At 35.2% G+C, this 22,460-nt stretch carries 23 protein-coding genes; 17 read left to right on the forward strand and 6 right to left on the reverse strand.

Translation table 11 applies throughout. The annotated features are described in order from the left end of the window. Nucleotides 1–33: 33 nt before the first annotated feature. The 3 genes from ACONDI_RS01500 to ACONDI_RS01510 all read left to right on the forward strand — a co-directional run bounded on the left by ACONDI_RS01500 (nucleotide 34) and on the right by ACONDI_RS01510 (nucleotide 1,870). Nucleotides 34–243: an HD-GYP domain-containing protein gene (locus ACONDI_RS01500; protein ID WP_338086477.1), complete on the forward strand. Its 210-nt coding sequence runs from the start codon at nucleotides 34–36 to the stop codon at nucleotides 241–243. 14 nt (nucleotides 244–257) lie between these two features. Next, complete coding sequence (locus ACONDI_RS01505; RefSeq protein ID WP_241079737.1) at nucleotides 258–851, forward strand: diguanylate cyclase domain-containing protein; 594 nt, start codon at nucleotides 258–260, stop codon at nucleotides 849–851. A gap of 110 nt (nucleotides 852–961) precedes the next feature. Next, nucleotides 962–1,870 (forward strand): diguanylate cyclase domain-containing protein, encoded by a 909-nt coding sequence (locus tag ACONDI_RS01510; protein WP_241079738.1) that lies wholly within the window; start codon nucleotides 962–964, stop codon nucleotides 1,868–1,870. A gap of 105 nt (nucleotides 1,871–1,975) precedes the next feature. On the opposite strand, the gene ACONDI_RS01515 is transcribed toward ACONDI_RS01510, so the two are convergent. Beyond that, the gene (locus ACONDI_RS01515) at nucleotides 1,976–2,356 is read right to left on the reverse strand and encodes an ECF transporter S component (RefSeq protein ID WP_241079739.1); all 381 of its coding nucleotides are present in this window, start codon (nucleotides 2,354–2,356) and stop codon (nucleotides 1,976–1,978) included. A 165-nt stretch (nucleotides 2,357–2,521) separates the two neighbouring features. Continuing rightward, nucleotides 2,522–4,771, reverse strand: a complete 2,250-nt coding sequence (locus tag ACONDI_RS01520) for a sigma 54-interacting transcriptional regulator (RefSeq protein WP_241079740.1) — start codon at nucleotides 4,769–4,771, stop codon at nucleotides 2,522–2,524. 287 nt (nucleotides 4,772–5,058) lie between these two features. On the opposite strand from ACONDI_RS01520, the gene nuoE reads away from it, so the two are divergent. The 5 genes from nuoE to ACONDI_RS01555 all read left to right on the forward strand — a co-directional run bounded on the left by nuoE (nucleotide 5,059) and on the right by ACONDI_RS01555 (nucleotide 11,759). Next, a complete protein-coding gene (gene nuoE / locus ACONDI_RS01525; RefSeq protein ID WP_241079741.1) occupies nucleotides 5,059–5,532 on the forward strand; it encodes an NADH-quinone oxidoreductase subunit NuoE in 474 nt (157 codons plus the stop codon). Between the two features lie 249 nt (nucleotides 5,533–5,781). Next, nucleotides 5,782–6,180: a (2Fe-2S) ferredoxin domain-containing protein gene (locus tag ACONDI_RS01530; protein ID WP_241079742.1), complete on the forward strand. Its 399-nt coding sequence runs from the start codon at nucleotides 5,782–5,784 to the stop codon at nucleotides 6,178–6,180. Nucleotides 6,181–6,255: 75 nt separating this feature from the next. After that, on the forward strand, nucleotides 6,256–8,049 hold the full coding sequence (gene nuoF, locus ACONDI_RS01540) for an NADH-quinone oxidoreductase subunit NuoF (RefSeq protein ID WP_277397800.1): 1,794 nt from the start codon (nucleotides 6,256–6,258) through the stop codon (nucleotides 8,047–8,049). A gap of 21 nt (nucleotides 8,050–8,070) precedes the next feature. Continuing rightward, nucleotides 8,071–9,795 carry an NADH-dependent [FeFe] hydrogenase, group A6 gene (locus tag ACONDI_RS01550; RefSeq protein ID WP_241079743.1) on the forward strand — a complete coding sequence of 575 codons (1,725 nt, stop codon included), beginning with the start codon at nucleotides 8,071–8,073 and terminating at the stop codon, nucleotides 9,793–9,795. A 215-nt stretch (nucleotides 9,796–10,010) separates the two neighbouring features. Next, on the forward strand, nucleotides 10,011–11,759 hold the full coding sequence (locus ACONDI_RS01555) for a FapA family protein (protein ID WP_241079744.1): 1,749 nt from the start codon (nucleotides 10,011–10,013) through the stop codon (nucleotides 11,757–11,759). A 53-nt stretch (nucleotides 11,760–11,812) separates the two neighbouring features. On the opposite strand, the gene ACONDI_RS01560 is transcribed toward ACONDI_RS01555, so the two are convergent. Continuing rightward, entirely contained in the window at nucleotides 11,813–12,502 is a 690-nt protein-coding gene (locus tag ACONDI_RS01560; protein WP_241079745.1) for a CDP-alcohol phosphatidyltransferase family protein, read from the reverse strand. A 146-nt stretch (nucleotides 12,503–12,648) separates the two neighbouring features. On the opposite strand from ACONDI_RS01560, the gene ACONDI_RS01565 reads away from it, so the two are divergent. Continuing rightward, nucleotides 12,649–13,077, forward strand: a complete 429-nt coding sequence (locus tag ACONDI_RS01565) for a PaaI family thioesterase (protein ID WP_241079746.1) — start codon at nucleotides 12,649–12,651, stop codon at nucleotides 13,075–13,077. Between the two features lie 482 nt (nucleotides 13,078–13,559). Here ACONDI_RS01565 and ACONDI_RS01570 read toward each other — a convergent pair whose 3' ends face one another. Continuing rightward, nucleotides 13,560–13,721 carry an aspartyl-phosphate phosphatase Spo0E family protein gene (locus ACONDI_RS01570; RefSeq protein ID WP_241079747.1) on the reverse strand — a complete coding sequence of 54 codons (162 nt, stop codon included), beginning with the start codon at nucleotides 13,719–13,721 and terminating at the stop codon, nucleotides 13,560–13,562. Nucleotides 13,722–14,015: 294 nt separating this feature from the next. On the opposite strand from ACONDI_RS01570, the gene ACONDI_RS01575 reads away from it, so the two are divergent. From ACONDI_RS01575 to ACONDI_RS01585, 3 genes are read left to right on the forward strand one after another with little or no spacing between them, the layout of a single operon-like run. Beyond that, nucleotides 14,016–14,543 carry a permease gene (locus ACONDI_RS01575; protein ID WP_241079748.1) on the forward strand — a complete coding sequence of 176 codons (528 nt, stop codon included), beginning with the start codon at nucleotides 14,016–14,018 and terminating at the stop codon, nucleotides 14,541–14,543. After that, the gene (locus ACONDI_RS01580; protein WP_241079749.1) at nucleotides 14,543–15,031 is read left to right on the forward strand and encodes a permease; all 489 of its coding nucleotides are present in this window, start codon (nucleotides 14,543–14,545) and stop codon (nucleotides 15,029–15,031) included. Before ACONDI_RS01575 ends, ACONDI_RS01580 begins: the two co-directional genes overlap by 1 nt. A 22-nt stretch (nucleotides 15,032–15,053) precedes the next feature. Next, complete coding sequence (locus tag ACONDI_RS01585) at nucleotides 15,054–15,344, forward strand: DUF4190 domain-containing protein (RefSeq protein ID WP_241079750.1); 291 nt, start codon at nucleotides 15,054–15,056, stop codon at nucleotides 15,342–15,344. Between the two features lies 1 nt (nucleotide 15,345). Here ACONDI_RS01585 and ACONDI_RS01590 read toward each other — a convergent pair whose 3' ends face one another. Together ACONDI_RS01590 and ACONDI_RS01595 are read right to left on the reverse strand one after the other, a co-directional pair. Further along, nucleotides 15,346–15,966: a chemotaxis protein CheC gene (locus tag ACONDI_RS01590; protein WP_241079751.1), complete on the reverse strand. Its 621-nt coding sequence runs from the start codon at nucleotides 15,964–15,966 to the stop codon at nucleotides 15,346–15,348. Between the two features lie 163 nt (nucleotides 15,967–16,129). Next, complete coding sequence (locus ACONDI_RS01595; protein WP_241079752.1) at nucleotides 16,130–16,336, reverse strand: YjfB family protein; 207 nt, start codon at nucleotides 16,334–16,336, stop codon at nucleotides 16,130–16,132. Nucleotides 16,337–16,556: 220 nt separating this feature from the next. Here ACONDI_RS01595 and ACONDI_RS01600 point away from each other — a divergent pair, with 220 nt between their 5' ends. The 5 genes from ACONDI_RS01600 to ACONDI_RS01620 all read left to right on the forward strand — a co-directional run bounded on the left by ACONDI_RS01600 (nucleotide 16,557) and on the right by ACONDI_RS01620 (nucleotide 22,456). After that, on the forward strand, nucleotides 16,557–17,417 hold the full coding sequence (locus ACONDI_RS01600) for a uroporphyrinogen decarboxylase family protein (protein WP_241079753.1): 861 nt from the start codon (nucleotides 16,557–16,559) through the stop codon (nucleotides 17,415–17,417). Nucleotides 17,418–17,738: 321 nt separating this feature from the next. Then, nucleotides 17,739–19,328 (forward strand): sodium/proline symporter, encoded by a 1,590-nt coding sequence (locus ACONDI_RS01605; protein WP_241079754.1) that lies wholly within the window; start codon nucleotides 17,739–17,741, stop codon nucleotides 19,326–19,328. Nucleotides 19,329–19,394: 66 nt separating this feature from the next. Next, nucleotides 19,395–19,931: a hypothetical protein gene (locus ACONDI_RS01610; protein ID WP_241079755.1), complete on the forward strand. Its 537-nt coding sequence runs from the start codon at nucleotides 19,395–19,397 to the stop codon at nucleotides 19,929–19,931. Nucleotides 19,932–20,300: 369 nt separating this feature from the next. After that, a complete protein-coding gene (locus ACONDI_RS01615) occupies nucleotides 20,301–21,092 on the forward strand; it encodes a carbon-nitrogen hydrolase family protein (RefSeq protein WP_241079756.1) in 792 nt (263 codons plus the stop codon). A gap of 38 nt (nucleotides 21,093–21,130) precedes the next feature. Next, nucleotides 21,131–22,456: a sensor histidine kinase gene (locus tag ACONDI_RS01620; RefSeq protein ID WP_241079757.1), complete on the forward strand. Its 1,326-nt coding sequence runs from the start codon at nucleotides 21,131–21,133 to the stop codon at nucleotides 22,454–22,456. Nucleotides 22,457–22,460 lie beyond the last annotated feature (4 nt).

The following is a 22,460-nucleotide window of genomic DNA, read 5'->3' on the forward strand; positions in this document are numbered from 1 at the left end:
TAGTTAATTATATTTATAAGGGATGAAGTAGGTATCACAGATGGACTTGGAAGGAAAAATCCCCTTGGTGCCAAAATAGTTGCTGTTGCTGATACTTATGATGCAATGACAACTGACAGACCTTATCGTAAAGCCTTAAGTAAAGAAATAGCGATGGAAGAAATAGAAAAAAATTCAGGAACTCAGTTTGACCCTGAAATAGTAAAAGCATGGCTTAGGATTGATTCTCGGGGAAGAGCTTAAAGGTTGGTGATATAATGTTGGAGGAAAATCTTTCTGTAGAATCTTTTAAAAAAATAATGGATGAGATTAACGTAGGAATTTCCATGGTGGATTCTGATGGCAAGGTGATATATGCTAATCCTGAAAGCAAACAATTACTAGGAATCACATCAAGGGAGGATGGAGAATACTGCAGTATAATTAGTTGTCACCCATACTTGAATGAAATCTTAAATCAAAAGATAGATATTGAAGCTCAAAAAGTTGGCGTTATGATGATAGACGTAAATAAATTTAAACAAATAAACGATAATCTAGGTCATCAAACAGGGGACTACTTTTTGAAAGAGACTGCTAAGATTTTAAAGTATTCAATACTAGGAAAAGACATAGCAGTACGATATGGCGGAGATGAATTTCTTTTAATTTTGCCAGATTGTAGTGAAAACGAAGTCAAATTTGTCAAAAAAAGAATCGAATCAAATGTAGACAAATGGAACAGCTCTAAAAATACTTACAAATACAAATTGGAATTAGCTGTGGGTATTTCGTCCGGGGCAAAGGATGAGTTGATAAGGTTAATAGATGAAGCAGATAAATCTATGTATGAAAATAAAAGAAGAATGTAACAGAGGATGTTATTTTTAGATGTCAGCTATTAAAAATCTTTTAGCTGACTTTTTTTATGATTTTTTGTTAAAATGTAATTAGGGTGAATGAAAAAAGCGGGGTGAAACTTATGGATGGATTTAATTCTTCTGGAGAGCTCTTTAAAAAGATTTTGGAAGAGGTTAATTTTGGGGTGACTTTAGTGGACGGTCAGGGGAAAATACTATTTTCTAATGTTGAAGCTAGAGAGCTTTTGGGTATAAATAATAATGAAAAAGATCAGGAGTACTTGGAAATTATTAGCTGTCATCCTGGAGAGCTGCAGGATAAAGTCAAAGAAAAGTTAAATGGCAACAGCAGTAGTCACTCAAAAAAAGCGCTGCCAAAAAACTCATGGCACCGGACAATCTACAATAATGGATACTGGGTTGATAATTATTTGTCTGTTATGCAGTACGGGGAGTTTAAGGGTGTTGTAATTGTCAGCAAAGACTCTACGGAGGAAGTAGAGCTAAGGCAGGCTTTGGAAAAAGCTAAATCTGAAGTATGTTATATGTATGATGATGCCAGCTTAGGGGCAGTCACCGACAGGTTAACAGGTATTTACAACATAGATTATTTACAAAAGATAGAGACCGGTGAGATTGAAATTGATGCTGATCATGTTGGAGTTATGATGATTGACATTAACAAACTGCAGGAGATAAATGAAGTTTTAGGTACCGATGAAGGCAATAAATTTTTAGCTGAAACAGCTAGAGTTCTGAAAGAATCGATTTTGGGTAAAGATATACCCATGAGATACGGTGATGATGAATTTTTGGTTCTACTCCCTGATTGTAAAGATACCGGGGTAAAAAGGATACGAGAAAGGATAGAAGAGAATATAGAAAAATGGAACAAAAAAACTAACAAAACTAACTTTAACCTTGAGCTTGCCTTTGGCTGTACTTCAGGAAAACTTGACAGATTACAAGGTGTTATTGATAGAGCCTACGAACTTATGGAAAACGATAAAAGAAAGAAAAAACAGACTTAGTAGAGATAAAACTGAGACTTCCGAATATTCTAAATGTAAATTTTATAGAGGACAGCAAAATGTTTTAATGCTGTCCTCTTAATATTTGTCTTTGTTTAATACAGTTTAATTTTGAGAAGTTTTATTTAAAGCGTTTTGTAGTAAAGGATATATTATAAGTGCAATAATACCACCTGCAACTGCTGTTAAAAGCTGAGGCAGTTGAAGCATCTGGGCTGCCTGGGGCGGAATATCAATTATAAATTGAACTGCAAGAGCTAGGATTAAGAATTTAATAAGAGCTGCAACTCCAATGGCTAAAACTTTGTTAAACTTGTAAATATACTGGAATAAAATAACATAAAGCCAGTTTCCAACTACGATAAAAGGTATTGCAGGCCCTAACACAGGTGGCAAGATACCCCTCATAAAGGCGATTATAGGGGTTAGAGCACCAATTGTAACTGAACCTTTAAGCCCGACTGTTAGCGTGGCTAGTATAAGCATGGCATTAACTGCAGGGCCTGTTACATACTGAGGTAGTCCGGCTATTTGAAAAGCAAGGGTAATCCCTAGTAAAACAGCAGTTTTTGTTAATGTTGGTAATGGGATAGCTTTGGTAGTAATTTTTAACTCCTCCTTTCGATTATTAACATTAATTATCGATTTTGGTTAATCAAGCTTATGTTTTCTTAGCTTTTCGTACAAACTGGTCCTGTGAATCCCAAGAATTTTGGCAGCTTTTGTGCGATTGTTTCGAGTATTGTTAAGAGCGTTTAGGATTGCATCTTTTTCTGCTTTCGCGATGACTTCTTCTAGTGTTTTGTTTGTTGAAGGTGAGGATTTGTTAGCTGTGCTGTCAAAGTCAATGTCACTATCAAGGTTTACTTCATCAATTATATTTTGAGGTAGATGTTTTATTTTGATGGTATCTTCTTCAACCAGGTTGTATAGTCTTTCTGTTATATTTTCTAATTCTCTAATGTTTCCGGGCCATGAATACTGCTTAAATACTTTGATGACCCCATCGTCAAACTTCTTTGGCGAAAAGCCCTGCTCCTGGCAGAGTTTTTGGGAGATGTGTTCTAATAATACTGGTATATCTCTGGTTCTTTCTCTAAGAGGTGGTATTGTTGTGGTGAGGACATTTAGTCTGTAATATAGATCTTCTCTGAAGTTACCTTTTTCTATTTCTTTGGTCAAATCTTTGTTAGTTGCAGCTATAATATGAGTGTTAATTTTTTTTGGTTTATTGCTGCCAACTCTCTGGACTATTTTTTCCTGTAATACATGCAGGATTTTTGCCTGCATGCTTAATGACATATCACCTATCTCATCCAAAAAGATTATTCCGCCATCTGCTTCTTCAAATTTTCCTTTTCTCCCATTTTTGTCTGCCCCGGTAAAAGCTCCTCCAACATAGCCAAAAAGCTCGGATTCTAATAAACTTTCTGGTATAGCGCTGCAGTTTACTTTTATAAATGGTTTGTCATTTCTGCTGCTGCATATATGAATTGTTTCGGCTATAAGACCTTTTCCGGTACCGCTCTCACCTAAAAGCAGTACTGTAGATGTGCATTTTGCCGCTTTGTAAATAAAGCTTTTAACCTCCTGCATTTTTTCTGATTCACTGATTACAGAATCTTTGTACTCTTGAAAATTTTTGATGCGCTGGTATTCTTCTTTATATTTTGCTGCTTCTGTGCTGGCTTTTTCTAGTAGATAGGGAAGGCACATTTCAATTTCTGCTACACCCCTATAAACTGCCTTTGCTTTTTCCTTGCAAGAATTGTACCCACATGCGCCACAATTTAGCTGATCCTCTTTGTTTATTTTCCCGGTTGCCTTCAAAATCTCGCTGATTTGGTGATCATCAGGCAGTATTTCACTTCTGTCAACTGGTGAGAATTCTCTTGTCAAAACAATGTTAGTGTATCTTTTGTCTTCTTTTTTGGACTTTAATTTTTGTTTTGCAAAATCTGCTACTAGTTTTTTTCTATAAAAAAGACTTTTATCATTATTTATTTCTGGGCCGTCTATACAGCCCTTACAATAAAGGATGTCAATTAAAGAGTTTGATATCTGCTTTGTTTTAATTGCATCTAATATTTCAAATACATCCTCTTCGCCTTCCGCTGTTATAATTTTATGATTTAGGATATCATTTTCTAAATTTGCTGCTTTTAGTAGTCCCCCCGGCAGCGGGAATACCGCTCCTTCACTGGCATATGGTTTGTCTAATTCCTTTTTTGGTGTTTTGTCAATTGAAATTTTATTTTCTGATAACATTTCTTTTAGTTCAGTAAAAGTTAACACGTAATCGACGTCCCCTTCTACATGGGGATGGGTTATTTCGCTTTTTTTGGCTATGCATGGACCGATAAAAATAATACTGTAGTGATTTCCATACATTTTTTGCAGTACCCTTGAAGCAGCTATCATTGGCGAAACTACAGGCATCAAATACTGTGTTAGTTTTGGATAGTGCTTTTCAACCAGGTTGATGATGACCGGGCAGGGAGAAGTTAGTACAGGTTTTTTTTGTTGGTCCCTGACAAACTGTTTGTTATATTCTTCTGCCACTAACTCTGCTCCATAGGCGACTTCACAAACTTTGTCAAAGCCTAGCTCTTTTAGTACCCCAATAGTCCTATAAGGGTCTTTCTCGAAGGCTGCTACGAAAGACGGGGCAAGTAGAGCTATTGTTTTTTGTTTTTTTAATAGGTTTAATACATTATCTTTATCGTTTTGGACTTCTTTGGCGTTTTGGGAGCAGACTTTTCTACACTGTCCACAATTAATGCAGTATTTTTCTATTATTTGGGCTTGCCCATCCTCAACTTTTATTGCCTTGACAGGGCAATTTCTAATACAGGCGTAACAATGCTTGCAGTTGTTATAAATTGTACTTATTATTGCCAAAAATCTCACTCCTGTGAATTTTTGTATTAAAAACAAAACTTAGTTTATTATGAATTTAAAGCAAAATAATACTTGGCTTCCATTATAAAACAATTTTATTATTTATGCCAGGCTAACTAAACAAATATGTAGTGTAGGCACAACACAGTGTAGCGTTTTTTCTACAACAAACAGGATATAAAACAGCAAAACAGGGCTTTTAACAATATTCTGAGTTGGTATAATTTTTGCAATTTAATTAATAAGTGAAAAGATTACAACAATTCTAACAAGGGGGCTTGCTATATATGGATAGCAAAACAATGTCAACAACAAACCATAAACTTGAATTGATATTAGAGAAATATAAGGGAAGAGAAGAGTCTTTGATAACTGTACTTCAAAAAGCACAGGACCTATACGGGTATCTGCCGCACGAAGTTATAGTTCGGGTAGCAGAGGCACTTGATCTGTCGCTAAGCAGGGTGTATGGTGTGGTGACTTTTTATTCTCAGTTTTATCTTAAGCCCAGGGGTAGAAACATTATTAGGATTTGTCAGGGGACGGCATGTCATGTCCGAGGTATAAAAAAGATTATAGGTAAGGTAAAGGAAGAGATTGGGATTGATGAGGGTGAGACCACAGAAGACTTGAGATTTACCCTTGAATCAGTTGCCTGTATAGGAGCTTGTGGTCTTGCTCCTGCGATAATGGTTAATGACGAAACTCATGGCAGGCTTACTCCTGATAGGGTGCCACTTATTCTTTCCATGTATGAATAACATTGACTCTGGTGCAAAAAGTCTATTCACATAAGTAAAGTGTTTTTAATTGATACATCTAAGATTCGTTAGCAGTCGAAATAAGACTACCTAATCCAAGAACTCATCCTGAGTTCAATTAGCTAATGACATCCTGCCATTAGGCCTTATTTCTCCAGCTTCCTCATCAAGATGTATTGCAATTAAAAACAAAACTTTGCTCATATGACTTTTTGCACCTTAGTCAAAAAAATTATAGGGGGGTTTACTTTGAAAAAGATTCAGGTTCTAGATGATCTAAAAACATATAGAGAGAAGGCAAAAGATACAGTGTCGAAGGATTACAGCGAAGGCATTAAAGTGATTATCGGCATGGGTACTTGTGGCAAAGCTGCGGGGGCAGCAGAAGTTAGAGCTGAGGTATTGAATGAACTGCAAAAAAGAAAAGTTGAAGATATAAGTGTCAATCAGACAGGGTGTATAGGTATGTGTGATTATGAAGTGCTTCTTGATGTGATGCGCCCAGGGGAAGGTAGAGTGACATACGGTAGGGTGACGCCAAGAGATATCTCTAGGATAGTAGGCGAACACGTTATAAATGGTCGTATAGTAGAAGACAAAGTTCTTTGTAAGATATCAGAAGAAGAATTAAAAAATGTTCTTATATGAGAAGCAATAGTCGCTATAAAAGTTGTTAGAAATTATTAGAAGTGTTAGAAGCTTAAGGATAAGGGGGAGATGTAGATGAACTATTACAGTAGGCACCTTTTGGTATGTGGAGGGGAAAGATGTACATCAGCTAGTGAGGATAGTGTAAAAGCTACTTTTATGAAAGAGCTAAAGAAAAATAATTTGGATAAAGAAATAAAGATAATGGAAACAGAGTGTCATGGGCTATGTGACAGCGGGCCTATAGTAGTCGTATATCCTGAAGGTATTTTGTATAGTAAAGTTAAAAGTGAAGATGTAAAAGAAGTAGTTAAAGAACATTTGATTAATGGGAGAAAGGTATCCAGATTAATTTATAGAGAGCCCTATTCACTAGACAAGGTACCTGAATACCAGGAGTTGGATTTTTATAACAAACAGGTTAGAAATGTTCTTGGTAACTGTGGGATTATTAACCCGGATAGCCTGGAAGAATACGTTGCTTCAGGGGGATATAAGGCTTTGGAAAAAGTCCTTGCAGATATGAATCCAGAAGAAGTAATAAAAGAAATAAAAGACTCTAGCTTAAGGGGCCGGGGCGGTGGAGGTTTTCCCACGGGTCTTAAATGGAGCTTTTGTGCAGAGGCAACTGGAGATAAAAAATATATTATCTGTAATGCTGATGAGGGAGACCCTGGAGCTTTTATGGATAGAAGTCTCTTAGAGGGAGACCCACATAAAGTGATAGAAGGTATGATTATAGCTGGGTATGCTATTGGAGCAAGTGAAGGCTATATCTATATAAGAGCAGAATATCCCCTGGCAATAGAAAGGCTTGAGCAGGCAATAGCCCAGGCAGAAGAACTTGGATTATTGGGAGATAATATTGCTTCGAGCGGATTTAGCTTCAAATTACAAATTAAAGAAGGTGCAGGGGCTTTTGTATGTGGTGAGGAGACAGCACTTATAGCTTCTATTGAAGGACAGAGAGGAGTGCCAAGGTTTAGGCCTCCTTTTCCAGCGACGAAAGGGCTATTTGGGAAGCCGACAACGATTAATAATGTAGAGACTTTTGCCAACGTCCCTGTGATTATAAATCAGGGAGCAGACAAATACGCAGGCACGGGTACAGAAAAAAGCAAAGGTACTAAAGTTTTTGCCCTGACAGGTAAGCTAAACAATACCGGTTTAGTTGAAGTTCCTATGGGTATTACAGTGAGAGAGATAGTTTATGAAGTTGGTGGTGGAATTCTTGATGACAAGAAGTTTAAAGCCGCCCAGATTGGAGGGCCTTCAGGAGGGTGTTTGCCGGAGAGGTTGATTGATCTGCCTGTGGATTATGATTCGCTAACCTCAGAAGGGGCTATAATGGGTTCAGGTGGTCTTGTAGTGATGGATGAAACTTCCTGTATGGTTGATGTGGCTAAATACTTTCTTACCTTTACCTGTAATGAATCCTGTGGTAAATGTACTCCCTGTAGAGAAGGTAATATGCGCCTTCTAGAACTTTTGGAAAAAGTCTGTGAAGGAAAAGGAGAAGAAGAAGACATAAAGAGGCTGGAGTCTCTTGGCGAAAAGATAAAAGCAAGTGCTCTATGTGGTCTTGGTCAGACTGCACCAAATCCAGTATTAAGTACGATCAAACATTTTAGGGATGAATATGAAACCCATGTTGTTGACAAAAAATGCCCCGCTGGAGTTTGTGAGGAGTTATTCTATTACTTGATTGACAGTGAGGCGTGTGTCGGATGTAGAGCATGTGTTAAGGTTTGTCCTTCTGAAGCTATTGTCGGAGAAAAAAGACAGCCTCACTATATTGACATGGAAAAATGTGTCAAATGCGGTGCTTGCATAGACGAATGTCCGTTTAATGCAATTATTATAGAATAACTTAGGAGGAGAGTGATTCGAATGGAACAGGTTACTTTAAAAATAGATGGGGAAGAAGTAAAGGTTGATAGAGGTGCTACTGTTTTAGAAGCTGCAGAGAAAATAGGGATAAAAATACCCACACTGTGTTATCATCCGGCGTTAGAACCTGAGGCAGGATGTAGGATATGCGTCGTTCAGCTAGGAGATAGCAGCAAACTAACTGCTGCATGTGCAACCCAGGTTGAAGATAATATGGAGATCAAAACAAAATCAAAGCTGGCAAAGGATACAAGAAAGACAAATTTGGAGTTAATTTTGGCTAACCACCCTCTAAAATGTACCAGCTGCTGGCGCAATCTTAACTGTGAGCTTCAAGAACTTGCCCATCAAATGGGTGTGGAAGAAAGTATCTATGCAGGAAGAAAGCGTGAGCTGCCTGTAGATGATAGTAGTGCCGGTATAACAAGAGAGCCGGAGAAGTGCATTCACTGTGGACGATGTATTAACGTATGCAGTGAAATACAAAGCGTGGATGCCCTTGGATTTTTGAAACGGGGTTTTGAAACAGAAGTCGGCACACCCCCGGGGATAAACCTGGCTGACAGTGTTTGTGTGCAGTGCGGCCAGTGTGCAGCTTACTGTCCTGTGGGAGCAATATATGAAAGCACTTCAATAAATGATGTTTGGGAAGCTATATACGACCCCCAAAAACATGTAATAGTTCAGACAGCACCTGCAGTTCAAGTGAGTTTGGGAGAGGAGTTAGGAGCTTCTCCTGGAATTTCTGTGACGGGGAAAATGATATCTTCTCTAAGAAAGCTTGGTTTTGACCGGGTGTTTAGTACAGAATTTACTGCCGATGTGGTCATTATGGAAGAAGGACATGAACTTTTAGATCGCATTAACAAAAAAGGACCTCTTCCGTTAATAACATCCTGCAGCCCTGGATGGATAAAATTTATAGAGCACTTTTATCCCGATCTATTGGATTATGTCTCGACTTCTAAATCACCTCAGCAGGCTTTTGGGGCTTTGGCCAAATCTTATTACCCGGGGAAAAAAGGTATTGACCCAGAGAGTGTATTTGTGGTTTCTGTAATGCCCTGTACAGCTAAGAAGTTTGAGGCAAAAAGGCCTGAGATGGAAAATAAGGGTCTACGGGACGTGGATGCTGTACTTACAACTAGAGAGTTATCTCGTATGATTAAAGAGGCAGGAATAGACTTTTGGGGATTAGAAGAAGGAGTATATGATAACCCCCTTGGTATACAAACGGGAGCGGCAACTATCTTTGGGGCAACAGGTGGAGTGTGTGAAGCAGCCCTTCGTACTGTGTATGAGCTGGTTAATGAAGAAGAACTGCCTTCGATGGAATTTGAGCCGGTGAGGGGATTAAATGGGATAAAAGAAGCTAATACAAAACTTGGTGATATGGAAGTGAAAGTAGCTGTTATAAACGGCTTAAAAAATGCACGTACTGTCTTAGATGAGTTAAGAAATGGTAGGTGTGAATATGATTTTATTGAGATTATGGCTTGCCCTGGAGGGTGTATTGGAGGTGGAGGGCAGCCTATACCATCTAACAAAGATGTATTGGAATCAAGAATTAAAGCCATCTATCAAGTTGATGAGAAACAAACTATTAGAAAGTCCCATGAAAATCCAGCTGTTAAAGAACTTTATCGCGACTTTCTAGAAAAACCACTAGGGCACAAATCCCATGAATTACTTCATACTAAATATTTTGAAAGAAATAAGCTTTAGGTTTTAATTAAAATGGCCTCCTGATAATAAAAGTTGGGAGGCTTTTTTTGATATTGTAAAATTTTATTTTACTATGCAAATTTCTAATAAATTGTTATACTTTAACTATCATTAATATTCTGTTTTTCTGCTTATTGTATTTTTATTATTTTAACTTTTTGTACTATATATTTTAGAATGGGTAGTGCTGGGTTAATCAAAGAGGTGATTTGATAGTGCCTGAAGTTAGAAAGTATACTGGTAAAGATTTTGACAAATTAATGGAGCAAGCTGCCAGGGACTTTAAAACTAAAAAAGAGAACCTTGAATATGAAATAGTTCAGGAAAAAGAAAAAACAGGGCTCTTTACATACTCCCCCTGGATAGTAAAAGTTAGAAGAGACAGAGACAAGGATGCAAGATATAAAGATGGAGATTTCAAAATAGAAGAAACTGATGATGGCCGTGTATTGTTGACAGTTACTCCTGCAGGAACGAGAGGCGAGAACGTTACATTTAAAGATATAGAGAGGGCATTAAAAGCAAAAGAGTACGAAGTAGAAAAAAAGTATAAGATCAATAATGTTATTGAACTAAAAAATAGTGATCCAACAGATATAACTGAAACACTTAAAAAAGTGAAAGAAGATGGAAGTTATGAAGTTGAAATTAGCGAGGATAACATGGAGGTATTATTAAAAGTTGAGAAGCCAAAGGGAGAAGGAGAATATATAAATCCTTCTGATGTAATAGAATACATAAAAAATCAAGGGATGCCTGTAGACAGAATAGATGTTGGTTTGGTAGAAAAGTTAGCAGATAGAGGAAGTGAAGGTGATTTTATAAAAATAGCTGAAGGTATAAAACCTCAAAAGGGTAAAGATGGGGAAATAGAGTATTATTATTCGGCAAAAGAAAAAAAGCCAGTTGAAAACGAAGATGGTAGTGTAGATCATTATAATATTAAAAACGTAAACAATGTAAGGTCAGGCCAGGTATTGGCTAAGAGAATTCCCCCTGGCGAGGGGATAAGTGGAGAAGATTTGTTTGGCAATACTATAGAAGCTGAAGATGGTGAAGATGTACAGCTGTTAGCAGGGACAAATGCGACTATTGAAGAAAATCAGTTAATAGCAGAAAAAAGTGGTCAGGTTGTAATGGACGAAGAAGGATATGTTAATGTATATGAGGTTTATGTATTAGAGAAAAACCTTGATCTGACCACTGGCAATCTAGATGTGGTAGGCGGAGTTGTAATTAAAGGTGATGTAAGGGAAGGTATGAAGGTTAAAGCAGAAGGTGATGTTGAGATACATGGAACTGCTTCTTCTTGTATAATTGAAGCTGGTGGAGATGTTTTTATTAAACAGGGAATTGTAGGTGAGAGTAAAAGCTCAATTAACTGTAATAACAACCTGATATGTAAATTTATCGAAAACGCAGAGGTTTTTGTAGACGGGGATTTACATGTTACAGATGCTATTATGCATAGTCATGTTGAAGCTGAAAATATATACTGCTATGAAGGTAAGAAGGGCTTGGTTGTAGGTGGGTTTTTAAAAGCCGGATACGAAATAAAAGTAAAAAATCTTGGTGGTGAAATGGGGGCTAACATTGAAGTAGAAATTGGGGTTTCTCCCAAGTTAAAAAGAAGGCATGATTATATACAAAAGAACATCAATAATATTAAAGAATACCTGAAAGATCTTGAGAGTAAAGATGGTTTTTCTAATGACGAAGAAATAATGCAAAAAAGAAAAGATTTAGAAGATCTTTTAAAAGCTTATCAAAAGGACCTTGGAATAGTAGAAGAAGAAATTGATAGAGAAAAGATGATAGACTGCAAAATCGAAGTGCTTGAAAAAGCTGCAGAAGGGGTCTATCTAAAAATTAATAAACAGGTACATAAATTAAAAGAGGAGAAAGAGAAAGTGATTATAAAGGAGTCAAAAGAAAAAGATAGTGTAATTTTTGAGGCTATATAAGCTTAATTTCAGAGGAATTGACTAAGGAATTAAAATTAAAGAAGCACAATTAATTAGATATTGTACTTCTTTAATTCTTTAAGATTGTCAAAATCAATGAACATATTTACCAATCCATAGATAACATAAAGGCTTAAAACAGCTAGGGTTAAATAGGGAAATGCTATAAAGATAATCATTGCCACGATAGGGATTAATAAATGATATACTTTGCCTGGTCGATAATTTTTTAACGAAGGATAGGGTATGTCGGTAATCGTTAGGTACCCTAAAACTATGATTACTATAAACTCCAAAAAGAATGGAAATACCCCTAAATAACTGATTAGTGCCACGATTATTCCGGCAACATTGATTGGTAGTCCAGGAAATTCTTCCTTTGCAGAGCCGTATAAAAACATTGCATTGTATTTAGCTATATGATAAGTGCCAAATAGCAAAAAGATTATCGATGGAATGTAGTAGGGAATGCTTAGTTCCCCTGGACTCACTAGATAAAAATAAGTAGGTACTATTCCAAAGGAAAAGTAATCACTTAAAGAATCAAGCTCTTTTCCAACTACGCTTGTTACGTTTAGTTTGCGGGCTATCCTTCCATCAATACCATCAAAAAATAAAGCTAGTATTATTATGGATAGAGCTAATCTTGTGTTGTCTGTGTAAAGCAATGTTAGTGCAATAAAGCCAAGAGAAAGATTAATAAATGTAAAGATAGAAGGTAGCCATTTTGCGGTGTTTATCATTGTCAAATTCCTCCATATTATTGCGATGTATTTATTAATATGCTCTAAAAACTTGCTGTTTATTATATTTCTTTATTATATTAAAATTACCTTTAAAAGATTATAATTAAAATAAAATAAATTAGCAATAGATAGGAGGAATGAACATGGGAGAGGAAACAGTATCTAATGAAATAAAAGATTATATATTGAGACTTAATCAAGCTACACCTTACCACAGGCTTTTGGATATGAACATAACTAAAATTAAAAAAGGTTACTGTGAGGCAAAACTAGTAGTTGAAGAAAAACATGCGAATCCAATGAGGATTGCTCATGGAGGGGTGGCTTTTTCTATATTAGACACAGTATCTGGAAGTGCGGCTAGAACAATTGGGTACGAAGTCTCTACAGTTGAGATGAATATCAGTTACTTTAATCCTTCTTACATAGGAAATGAATTAACAGCATTAGGTAAAGTGTTAAAAGCAGGGAAGAAAATAATTGTTGTTGAGGGGAAACTATATCACGAAGGAAAATTGTTATCCGTCTCAAGACAAAATTTAATGAACTTGGGCCCACTGAATTTAGAATAATTTGATGTTTTTTGTATTGTTTTATATAGTTTTGTCGACAAGAAGGTATAATCTTACAAAAATAGAATTAAATTATACAAATAAAATTTTCTGACTAATAAAACTTCTCGCTGGAGCGCTATGTATTCAGTTAATAAAGTCAAGCGGCAAAACAACAAAAAATGGGAGGTGGGGAAAAATTTGTGAAAAAGATAAACAAAAAGAAAAGAAGTTATTAGAAGCTCTAGAAATAGTAGATGAATTCGTTAAAGAAGAAAAGGATAGGTTGGAGGAAGGGCGTTCTATGTCAAGTGCCAATAAGAATAGGTTAAACACTGCAAGGAAAATCATTAATGAAACAGTTATTAATTGTGAAACAGCTACTGACACAAAAAAAGGTCAATCGAAGCCCCTAAACATTAAACATTAAATACACCTTTATTATTATTTTTCTTTTATTTTAACTTTTTATCTAAAAAAACTAAAAATGCTGTTTTAAATATTTAGTTTATATTAGAGATTTCGTTGTATTTATTAAGAACTACATCTAATTCTTTGCTTTTTTGTATAACTTCAGGATTTTGGAAACTCCCTTTGTTCTGCACTAAGTCTTTTATCTCATCACGAATTCTCTCTATATCTTCAAGAGTTTTTTGAAGTTCCATTTTAATCACCACCAAAATTAATAGAGTTATTTTTTAATAAAAAATAAAATATATTTTGAACTATTAGATAATATTAGATTATTAGCAAAAATAGAGATGCCTTTATAACATTCAACAAAAAATAACAAAACCCTTCAATATTTAGTAATTTTATATAAAAAATTTAAAAATTTCCTAAAACTCCGTAAAAGGAGTTTTTTCTTTGTTAGTGAACAATTATTGTAACACTTTGTTTTTCTTGCTATAATTAACTAACTAATTATAGCATTATTATATTAAGCTAAGGAGGCAATTATGAAAGGACCTCTATATATTGTTTTGTTAGCTACCTTATTTGTTAGTCTAATAGCTTATCTAACAGGCGGTATTTCATTGTTAATAGAAGGTATGGGAGCGACTTTACATACTTTAATACAAGCTATTCCTCTTATTTTAGCTGCATTTGTAGTTGTAGGACAACTTCAGCAGTTAGTTTCTACAGAAGTTATTAATAAGATGCTGCAAAGATTTAGCGGTCTTAAAGGTATAATTGTAGCCTCTGTTGCTGGAGGTATATTTCCTGGCCCTCCTTATGTTTACTATCCATTCTTAGCTAGCTTCAAGGAGAAAAAAATTCCCTTTTATCTCTTTTTTACCTTTATAGTAGGAAAGCAAACGTATGATTTTGCCAGGCTTCCTATGGAAGTAAGTTTAATAAATCCAGGGATAGCACTATTGAGAAATATAATAACTGCCCCTGTACCAATAATTATGGGTATATTGTCTCGCTATATTTACTTAGATATAAATACAGATGTTTTTTTTGAAGAGAGGGATGATTAATGCTTTTGCCTACTCTTTTTTTTGTAATAGTAGCTATTGTATTAATTGTTTTAAATTCAAAAAAAGGCAGACATAGAACAGGTTTAAAAAGCGGAGCAAAACAGTTGGCGGCTGTTTTGCCTGTAATATTAATAGCTTTTATGCTAGCAGGTATGATTGAAGTTATCATTCCTGAGGAATTTGTTAAGCAGTGGCTTGCTCGAGAGGCTGGTTTTAGAGGGGTGATCTTAGGTACTATAGGTGGCAGCTTGTTAGCAATGGGTCCTTATGCTTCATTTCCCATAATAGCCTCTATTTTTGCGGCCGGGGCAGGACTTGGAACGGTAGTATCGTTAATTTTTGCCTGGTGCTTACTTGGGCTTAGTAGACTTCCGTATGAGTTGGGTTTCTTTGGTCCTCGTTTTGCAATCGCCAGGTTATCTCTTAGTGTTCCTTTTTGTTTGCTTGCTGGTGTGATAGCACATGTAATAGAATTAATTTTATATTGATTTGAAAGGACAAGTGAGTTATATGTCAGAAAATAAAGATGAAGATGTAGAAAAAGATATAAATGTTAATTCGGTTATTTCTTTAACTTTAGGTGTTTTATCGATAATTATTTTCCCTTTTATTGGCTGGATATTGGGTTTGGCTGGTTTGATTTATAGTAGAAGAAGTTTTAAAGAAATTGGTGAAACTGGTGAACATGGTAAAAACCTTGCCACTGCTGGAAGGATCTGTAGTATAGTTGGGGTTTTAGTAAGTTTTTTGTTTTTGATTGTTATTATTGGTGGGTATGTAATGTACAGAAGTGGTATTTGATTTATTCTATACCCAGTGAATTTAATATTTTATCGAAGGAACCCATGCTGGGAATCAAGAAAAAACGCCCACCTATATTGTTATTTTCGTTACTGAAAATAGTTTCTATTAAAAGCACACGATCACTAACGTCTTTTACTTGAGAGGTTATAGTTTCTAAAAGTGAATTGTCTTTATCGACGGAGATATTAGGTGTTGAAGGTTGAAAATCCAACTTGGTTAACATCGATAGAGCTCCGAGATACGAGCTTGCTGTGATATTACCAGTTTCCTTCAGTGCAGATATCTCCATTTCTTCTAACTCCTTATTTAATATATCTTTAGGCACTTCCTTCTTCATTAATTCATTTACAAGCTTTATACCATCTACGTAGTCAAGGATTAATGCTATGGTGCCTGGAGCATCGCCTTCAATTTTCAGATACACTCCAATAACTTTATCCTGGGAGTTTTTTAAAAAATCTGCAATTTCATCAAAGTTAATAACACCTACTTCTGGTACACTCATATTTATCCTACTTGAAAGAAAATGAGAAAGGGCAGTTGCTGCATTGCCCGCGCCAATATTTCCTGCCTCTTTTAAGACGTCTAATTTTTGTTCATTTATCTTAGGTTCAGTCATAATATCCACCTCCAAAGACCTTATTCGAGAATTATAATTATTAACAATATATATTACATAAATAATATTCGTCAGTTGTTTATCTTTTCCTGCATATTTTTATATTTTCCAAATAATAATTTAGGACAGATCGCTTGTAGAACGACCTGTCCTAATGAAAGGATTATGCCAGCATGTCTAGATTACTTCCTTTGTGTGGCTCCATTGATTGCATCTCTTGTTGTGCTCCTTCTCCTACTTCTTCAATCATGTCAACCATGTTTTCTCCCGAGGTCTCTTCAGCTTCCATTGCCAAATTTTTGACTTGTGTATCTACTTGTTGTGCTAGGTTCTGCTGGGCCATTTGCTGAGATAGTGCTGCTACATCCACTAGCTAGCACCTCCTTTCGCCAAAATAAATACTGGCACTTACAATGCTAACAATTATTAAAATTTTATCCAATATTTAAGCATAAATGTTTACAAAATTTTTATTTATTAAACATTATAATTTAAGATTAAATATAAAATTTAATATTTTACAAAAATCAATTATAAATCTATAATGTAAAAAGCTAAATAATTATTTTACAAAAAAGAGGGATTTGAAAATGTCGAAAGATAGAGTTATCAATAGAATTGATGGTAATGGAAGTGACAAGATACCAACGGGGGAGCTACTTATAGACGAAGAAGTTATAAAATCATATTTAAAATATGATAAAGTGACTTTTGATGAAAAAAAGGAATTTGTAAATGAGCTTGATCTGGATATAATTACGATAAACCCAGATATAAAAGAGGATTCAATAGACTGGAAGGATCTAGAGAAGTGGGCCGGAAATGATATTTTTAAATTTGTATTGTTAGATGGCTTGTTTGGCTGGGGTGTTGATGAAATGGGGTTTGAGGCTTTTATGATTGCCCTGATGAAGCAGTCAAAAGAATTTGAGGATCTAAAAGGTAAAGTTAGAGAATCATTTGGTAAAGTGGCAGAAAATATAGAGGGTAGAGGGGCAGATGGGATTATAATAGCAGACGATATAGCTTATAATAAAGGAGTTATTGTAAGACCATCATTACTTAGAGAATACTACTTTCCCTGGTTGGCTGAAATTGTTGAGATATTCAAGGAACTTGGGTTTTATGTGTTTTTTCATTCTGATGGATATTTAAAAGATGTTATTGATGATTTGATAGGGACAGGGATTGATGGAATGCAGTGTATTGAAAGGGCTGCTGGTATGGATGTTGATTCATTGATTGAAAATTATGGGGAAAAGCTTTGTTTTTGGGGTAATGTTGATATTAGTGAGCTTATGAAACCTTTGAATGAAGAAAAATTAACAGATTTAATAAGAAGCTATGTTCCCCAAAAAGCTAATGCAAGATATATTTTTGGTACTAGTAGTGGCCTTGTAATGGGAGTGGATTCAGATAATTTGAAGATTTACAAGAAGATAAAAGAGTAAAGTTTTAACCCGTCTAAATAATATAGGCGGGTTATTTTTATAACAACAATTTAACTTTTTTAAGATTTGTTTGTTGGTTTTTGTAGGTTTTACTATGAAAAAGTAGGTTGGGTGATATATTATCATCGGAGATAAAGACGGTTTTATAACTAACAATTATTGGAGGTGTTTTTTAAAATGGAAACGACTGAAATGGTACCGCTTTCAAGTTGGCTATTTATTATCATACCTGCAACGATTGCTTACATTGGTGCTATTTACTGGTATTTTAATACTACCTAGGCTATTTGAGTGATCAACTAACAAAGGAGGGGAAAACTTATGTTTGAAGAAGTACAAACGGTAATTGCCGGATTTGCATTAATATATCTTGTAGTATTAATGGTTCTAGGGGTAGTGGCTGCGAAACGGATGAAAAACCTTGAGGATTATTTATTAGCTGGTCGTAATATAGGACCCTGGGTTTTAGCATTTACTTTTAGTGCAACTGGAATGAGTGGTTGGCTTGCCATGGGATTTGCAGGTTATGTCTATGAATCAGGCTTTGAACCTACCTGGACAATGGTTCCAAGTGCAACCCTGGGTATTTTATTAAGTTTTGTCCTTGTAAGTAAGCTGATTAGAACTTATTCACATAAAACAGATTCTATTACAATACCTGATGTACTAGAAAACAGATATTATGATAAAGATAAAGGACGAATCTTAAGAGTCGTGTCTATGCTTGTTATACTTGCTGCTGCCCTTGCGTATGTTAATGGACAGTTAGTTGCGACAGGTTCTACTTTTGAAACCCTTATGGGTTGGGACTATTTAATTAGCGTTGTAGTTGCAGCAATAGTATTTAAAGTATATACCATTCTCGGAGGTCTTTTGGCTATTGCTTGGACTGACTTTATCCAGGGAATACTAATGGTAACAGGAGCTGCCCTTGCAGGTATTTTTGCAGTTTCATTTGCCGGTGGATTTGGCGAATTTTCTATGGAGCTTGCCAAAATACCTGAATCAGATCCAGACTTTTTAATAACTCCGTTTTATAGTAGTTCAATTATTATTCTTGGAATCACTTTGTTTCTTGGAGATGGCATTATGTGCTGGGTCGGTCAGCCGACTTTGATGGTTCGCTATATGTCATCTAGAAGCAGAAAAACTCTGAATTTGACGGGGGTACTGGCTGTATTTATTCAGTCTATATTATTTTTTGGTACCTTTTTGGCAGCGTTATATATGCGTACCCAATACCCAACTCCAGACCAGCTTCCTCTAGCTGGAAACACAGAAACAGTCCTTATTCAATTCTTTACTGTAGCGACTCATCCTATCTTTGCAGGTCTTTTTATAGGTGGACTTTTGGCGGCTATTATGTCTACTGCAGACTCAATGCTTCTTATGGGTACTTCTACAATAGTTAATGATGTCTATGCAAAAATGATTAATCCACAAGCTTCTGGCAAACAACTATTATTTTATGGAAGGATAATTACTGTTGTAATGGGATTGATTGCTTTATTTATGGCTCTTGATGGAGGGTCGGTACTTTGGATCTCCTGGTTTGGTTGGGGTACTCTTGGACTTTTCTTTGCCCCTGTAGTACTAGGTTTATGGTGGAAACGTGCAACTAGAGAAGGAGCAATTAGTGGTCTTATAACAGGCCTTGTAGTAATGATTATCTGGACAATATTTAATCTTGGGGATTATGTTTTTCCTGGATTTGCAGGAATAACTTCGGCTTTGATAGTAACTATAGCAGTGAGTTTATTTACTGAAGAACCTCCTAAGGATGTTCAAGATTTGGTTGATGAAACTCATCAAGAAAATAGAACAGAAGAAGTTATTGAAGAAAAAGAAGAAGGCGTTAACCTGTCAGAAATTTTGCCAAGGGAAAAACTACTTGATTTAACCAGTGTCTAAAAAAGGAAATATCAATAAAAAGAATTAGCTCCACCTAAGTGAAGAGTGAAGGGGAGGTAACTTGCTTTGAATAAATATGTTAAAGAAAACATGCTTGATATTGTAGATAGTCAAGTTGATAAAGAAATGGCAGAAGAAATAGTAAAGGCCTGGGCTAAAAATAAAAAAATAAATGTTGATATTATTAGTTCGAACAGAATATTGTATCCATTTTATTTTGGAGAATGCTTTATTACAATAAGGCGAATACCTCCCCTTTCTCCAAGAGAGATTTTGCACCGTTGGTTTTTTGATTCAATAACTGGTCAACCATTTATGGTGCCAGAAAAGCCTGGGTCTAAGGAAGAAAAATGTCCTGATAATATGGAGATTCTATCTCCTGTTATAAAGGAAGAAGCTATCAAAAAGGATATGATTGACCATTCCCAAAGATATGTGATAAGGTTCTATAAATACTTTTTTACTCCAGATATTGTAGTAGAAGAGATAAATCTTATGTATGTAATGGTATGGATATTTAGGTTTAAGGATAACAAAAACGACTATGATAGGTTTATTGGGGTTAACTCTTGGAGCGGAAATCCAATGGAATTAGAGAATTAAAATCCTGGATTTTGGTACAAAAAGTCTATTCACAAAAGTATAGCGTTTTTAATTGATACATCTAAGATTCGCTAGCATTCGAAATAAGGATTCCTAATTTAAGAACTCGTCCTGAGTTCAATTAGCTAATGACATCCTGCCATTAGTCCTTATTTCTCCTGCTTTCTCATCAAGATGTATTACAATTAAAAACAAAAATTTGTTCATATGACTTTTTGCACTAGAATCAAATCTGGATTTGTTTTTTCTTTAGAAGATCAAAAATTTGATATGGTATGAGGGATTAATTGCTTCTGCATTAATTATTAATCCGGAGCGTAATTAGGCTCCGGATTAATAATTAAAGTAGAAATGAAGGGGGAATATAAATTGCAAAGAACAATGAAAATTGCGGCATGTCAAATGGAATCTAAGCCGCTTGATTTGAGAAAAAACATAGAAATTGCTAAAGAGTATATAAACATTGCAAAACAAAAAGAAGTATCTGTGGTGTGCTTTCCTGAACTATGTTTGTCTGGATATCATTTAGTTCATAAGGAAATTTATCCCGTTTCCTTGAAGATTAATTCTGACGAAATAAATGAGTTTAGAAATATTGCAAAAGAGAATAATCAGGTGATTATACTTCCTTTTGCTGAACGGACAAAAATACCAGGGCAAATGTTTAATACAGCTGTTATTATAGATGATAGCGGAGAAATTGCAGGGGTGCATCGTAAGTTTTATTTATGGGATGATGAAAAACACTGCTTTAGAAGAGGAGATAAATTTATGTCATATTCAACTTCTAAAGCTAAAATAGGAATTAATATATGCTATGATGCGGAATTTAGTGAGCCTCCAAGGATCAATGCCTTACAGGGTGCACAGATTTTGTTTGTACCTTCGGTCTGGAGTTTTACTGCAGAGCCAAGGTGGGATATTCAGCTTCCAGCCAGAGCTCTTGACAACTCCTTTTATGTAGTTGGTGTTAATACCATTGGTGAGAATGCATGTGGTAAGAGTATATTTTTGTCTCCCGAGGGTGAAATATTAAAGCAAGCACCTGTAAAAGAAGAAGAGATTTTAATTTGTGAAGTTAATCTGGCTGAAGTAGATAAAGTGAGAGGGAAAATTCCCTACATTAAAGATTATGAAGAAGGTTTGTTTGACCAAATTTAAACTATTAAATTATTATTCAGCAAAGTTGGTGCATGATAATGTATAAAAGTATCAACTCAAATGTGGCTCTACACGTCTTGGTTATATCAATAATAATTGGGTTATCAGGATTAATAGAGATAACTCCAGTTGGGACAAGTATTAGATTCGCTCCGGCCAGTATTTTATTGATGCTGGTGGTTTTAATATTTAATAAAGTTCCCTTACTTTTAACTGGGATTTTTACTTCTATTTTTATATTAACTTTTCGTTTAACCAGGAACTTATTTTTTTTGGAACCGGGACTGAATTATTTTGGTTATTTTATTGAAGAATTCCCGGGGGCATTTTATTATTTTTTATTATGCTTTTTTATTTGGATTTTTAACATAAGGCAGTACCAAAAAGTTCCTTATTTAATGGGAGGTTTATTGGTATTATCTGATGTTTTTGCTAATGTGGTAGAGTTACTAATTAGATATGGGCTAGATGTAAATGTTTTATCCTTCAGAGCTCTAGGTATTTTGCTAGGGGTCTCTCTTGTCAGAGTTGCATGGGTAATTGGGATAGCTGGACTAGTTTGGGTTAGTCAACAAAGGACTAAACATGAACAAGAACGTATTCGCTTAGATGAATTAACATTGTTAACCTCTGGTTTATATACAGAGGCCTTTTTGTTAAAAAAAGATGTAAAAAACATAGAAAATGTAATGGCAAGAGGTTATAAAATTTATCGTGATTTAAAAAAAGACTCACCGTATGCAGAGATGATCTTGGATGTTACTAGACAGGTGCATGATGTTAAAAAAGATATAAAAAGGACTTTGTCTGGACTTGAAAAAGTAATAAAAGATGAAAATCATTATTCTGTTTTGACTGCAAATGAACTTATTGACATGGTTATCAGAAGTAATATTTATTATGCTCAAAATTTAGAAAAAAAAGTACGTTTTATAAATCAATGTAAAGTTGATATGATTATTTATAAAGTATACCCGATGGTTTCTATTCTCAATAATCTTGTTGGCAACTCATTAGAGGCTATTGAGAAAGAAGGAGTAATAGAAATAGGTGCTAAACTAGGAAAAGACAGTGAGAATGATAATAATGGAGAAGATTTTGTATGGTTTTGGGTTTGTGATTCTGGTAAGGGTATATTGGATAATCATGAGAATTTGATCTTTGATCCGGGTTATACTACCAAATATACAAATGAAGGTAATGCAGCAGGAGGAATTGGACTAACTCAGGTGGAAATATTAACAAAAGAGTTAGAAGGAAATATAAAAGTAGAATCAAAAGCCAGCTATGAAGATGGAACCGGGCTCGGTGGCGCCTGTTTTATAGTGTTAATTCCAGCCCAAAACCTTATGAAGGAGGGGTAACTTT

It is taken from the genome of Natranaerofaba carboxydovora, from assembly GCF_022539405.1.
Lineage (GTDB): Bacteria > Bacillota > Natranaerobiia > Natranaerobiales > Natranaerofabaceae > Natranaerofaba > Natranaerofaba carboxydovora.

Bases quoted from the DNA above. Each gene is read 5' to 3' on its own strand.
- ACONDI_RS01505 (WP_241079737.1), top strand. From the start codon at position 258: ATGTTGGAGGAAAATCTTTCTGTAGAATCTTTTAAAAAAATAATGGAT.
- ACONDI_RS01510 (WP_241079738.1), top strand. From the start codon at position 962: ATGGATGGATTTAATTCTTCTGGAGAGCTCTTTAAAAAGATTTTGGAA.
- ACONDI_RS01515 (WP_241079739.1), bottom strand. From the start codon at position 2,356: ATGCTTATACTAGCCACGCTAACAGTCGGGCTTAAAGGTTCAGTTACA.
- nuoE (WP_241079741.1), top strand. From the start codon at position 5,059: ATGGATAGCAAAACAATGTCAACAACAAACCATAAACTTGAATTGATA.
- nuoF (WP_277397800.1), top strand. From the start codon at position 6,256: ATGAACTATTACAGTAGGCACCTTTTGGTATGTGGAGGGGAAAGATGT.
- ACONDI_RS01550 (WP_241079743.1), top strand. From the start codon at position 8,071: ATGGAACAGGTTACTTTAAAAATAGATGGGGAAGAAGTAAAGGTTGAT.
- ACONDI_RS01560 (WP_241079745.1), bottom strand. From the start codon at position 12,502: ATGATAAACACCGCAAAATGGCTACCTTCTATCTTTACATTTATTAAT.
- ACONDI_RS01565 (WP_241079746.1), top strand. From the start codon at position 12,649: ATGGGAGAGGAAACAGTATCTAATGAAATAAAAGATTATATATTGAGA.
- ACONDI_RS01570 (WP_241079747.1), bottom strand. From the start codon at position 13,721: ATGGAACTTCAAAAAACTCTTGAAGATATAGAGAGAATTCGTGATGAG.
- ACONDI_RS01575 (WP_241079748.1), top strand. From the start codon at position 14,016: ATGAAAGGACCTCTATATATTGTTTTGTTAGCTACCTTATTTGTTAGT.
- ACONDI_RS01580 (WP_241079749.1), top strand. From the start codon at position 14,543: ATGCTTTTGCCTACTCTTTTTTTTGTAATAGTAGCTATTGTATTAATT.
- ACONDI_RS01585 (WP_241079750.1), top strand. From the start codon at position 15,054: ATGTCAGAAAATAAAGATGAAGATGTAGAAAAAGATATAAATGTTAAT.
- ACONDI_RS01590 (WP_241079751.1), bottom strand. From the start codon at position 15,966: ATGACTGAACCTAAGATAAATGAACAAAAATTAGACGTCTTAAAAGAG.
- ACONDI_RS01600 (WP_241079753.1), top strand. From the start codon at position 16,557: ATGTCGAAAGATAGAGTTATCAATAGAATTGATGGTAATGGAAGTGAC.
- ACONDI_RS01605 (WP_241079754.1), top strand. From the start codon at position 17,739: ATGTTTGAAGAAGTACAAACGGTAATTGCCGGATTTGCATTAATATAT.
- ACONDI_RS01620 (WP_241079757.1), top strand. From the start codon at position 21,131: ATGTATAAAAGTATCAACTCAAATGTGGCTCTACACGTCTTGGTTATA.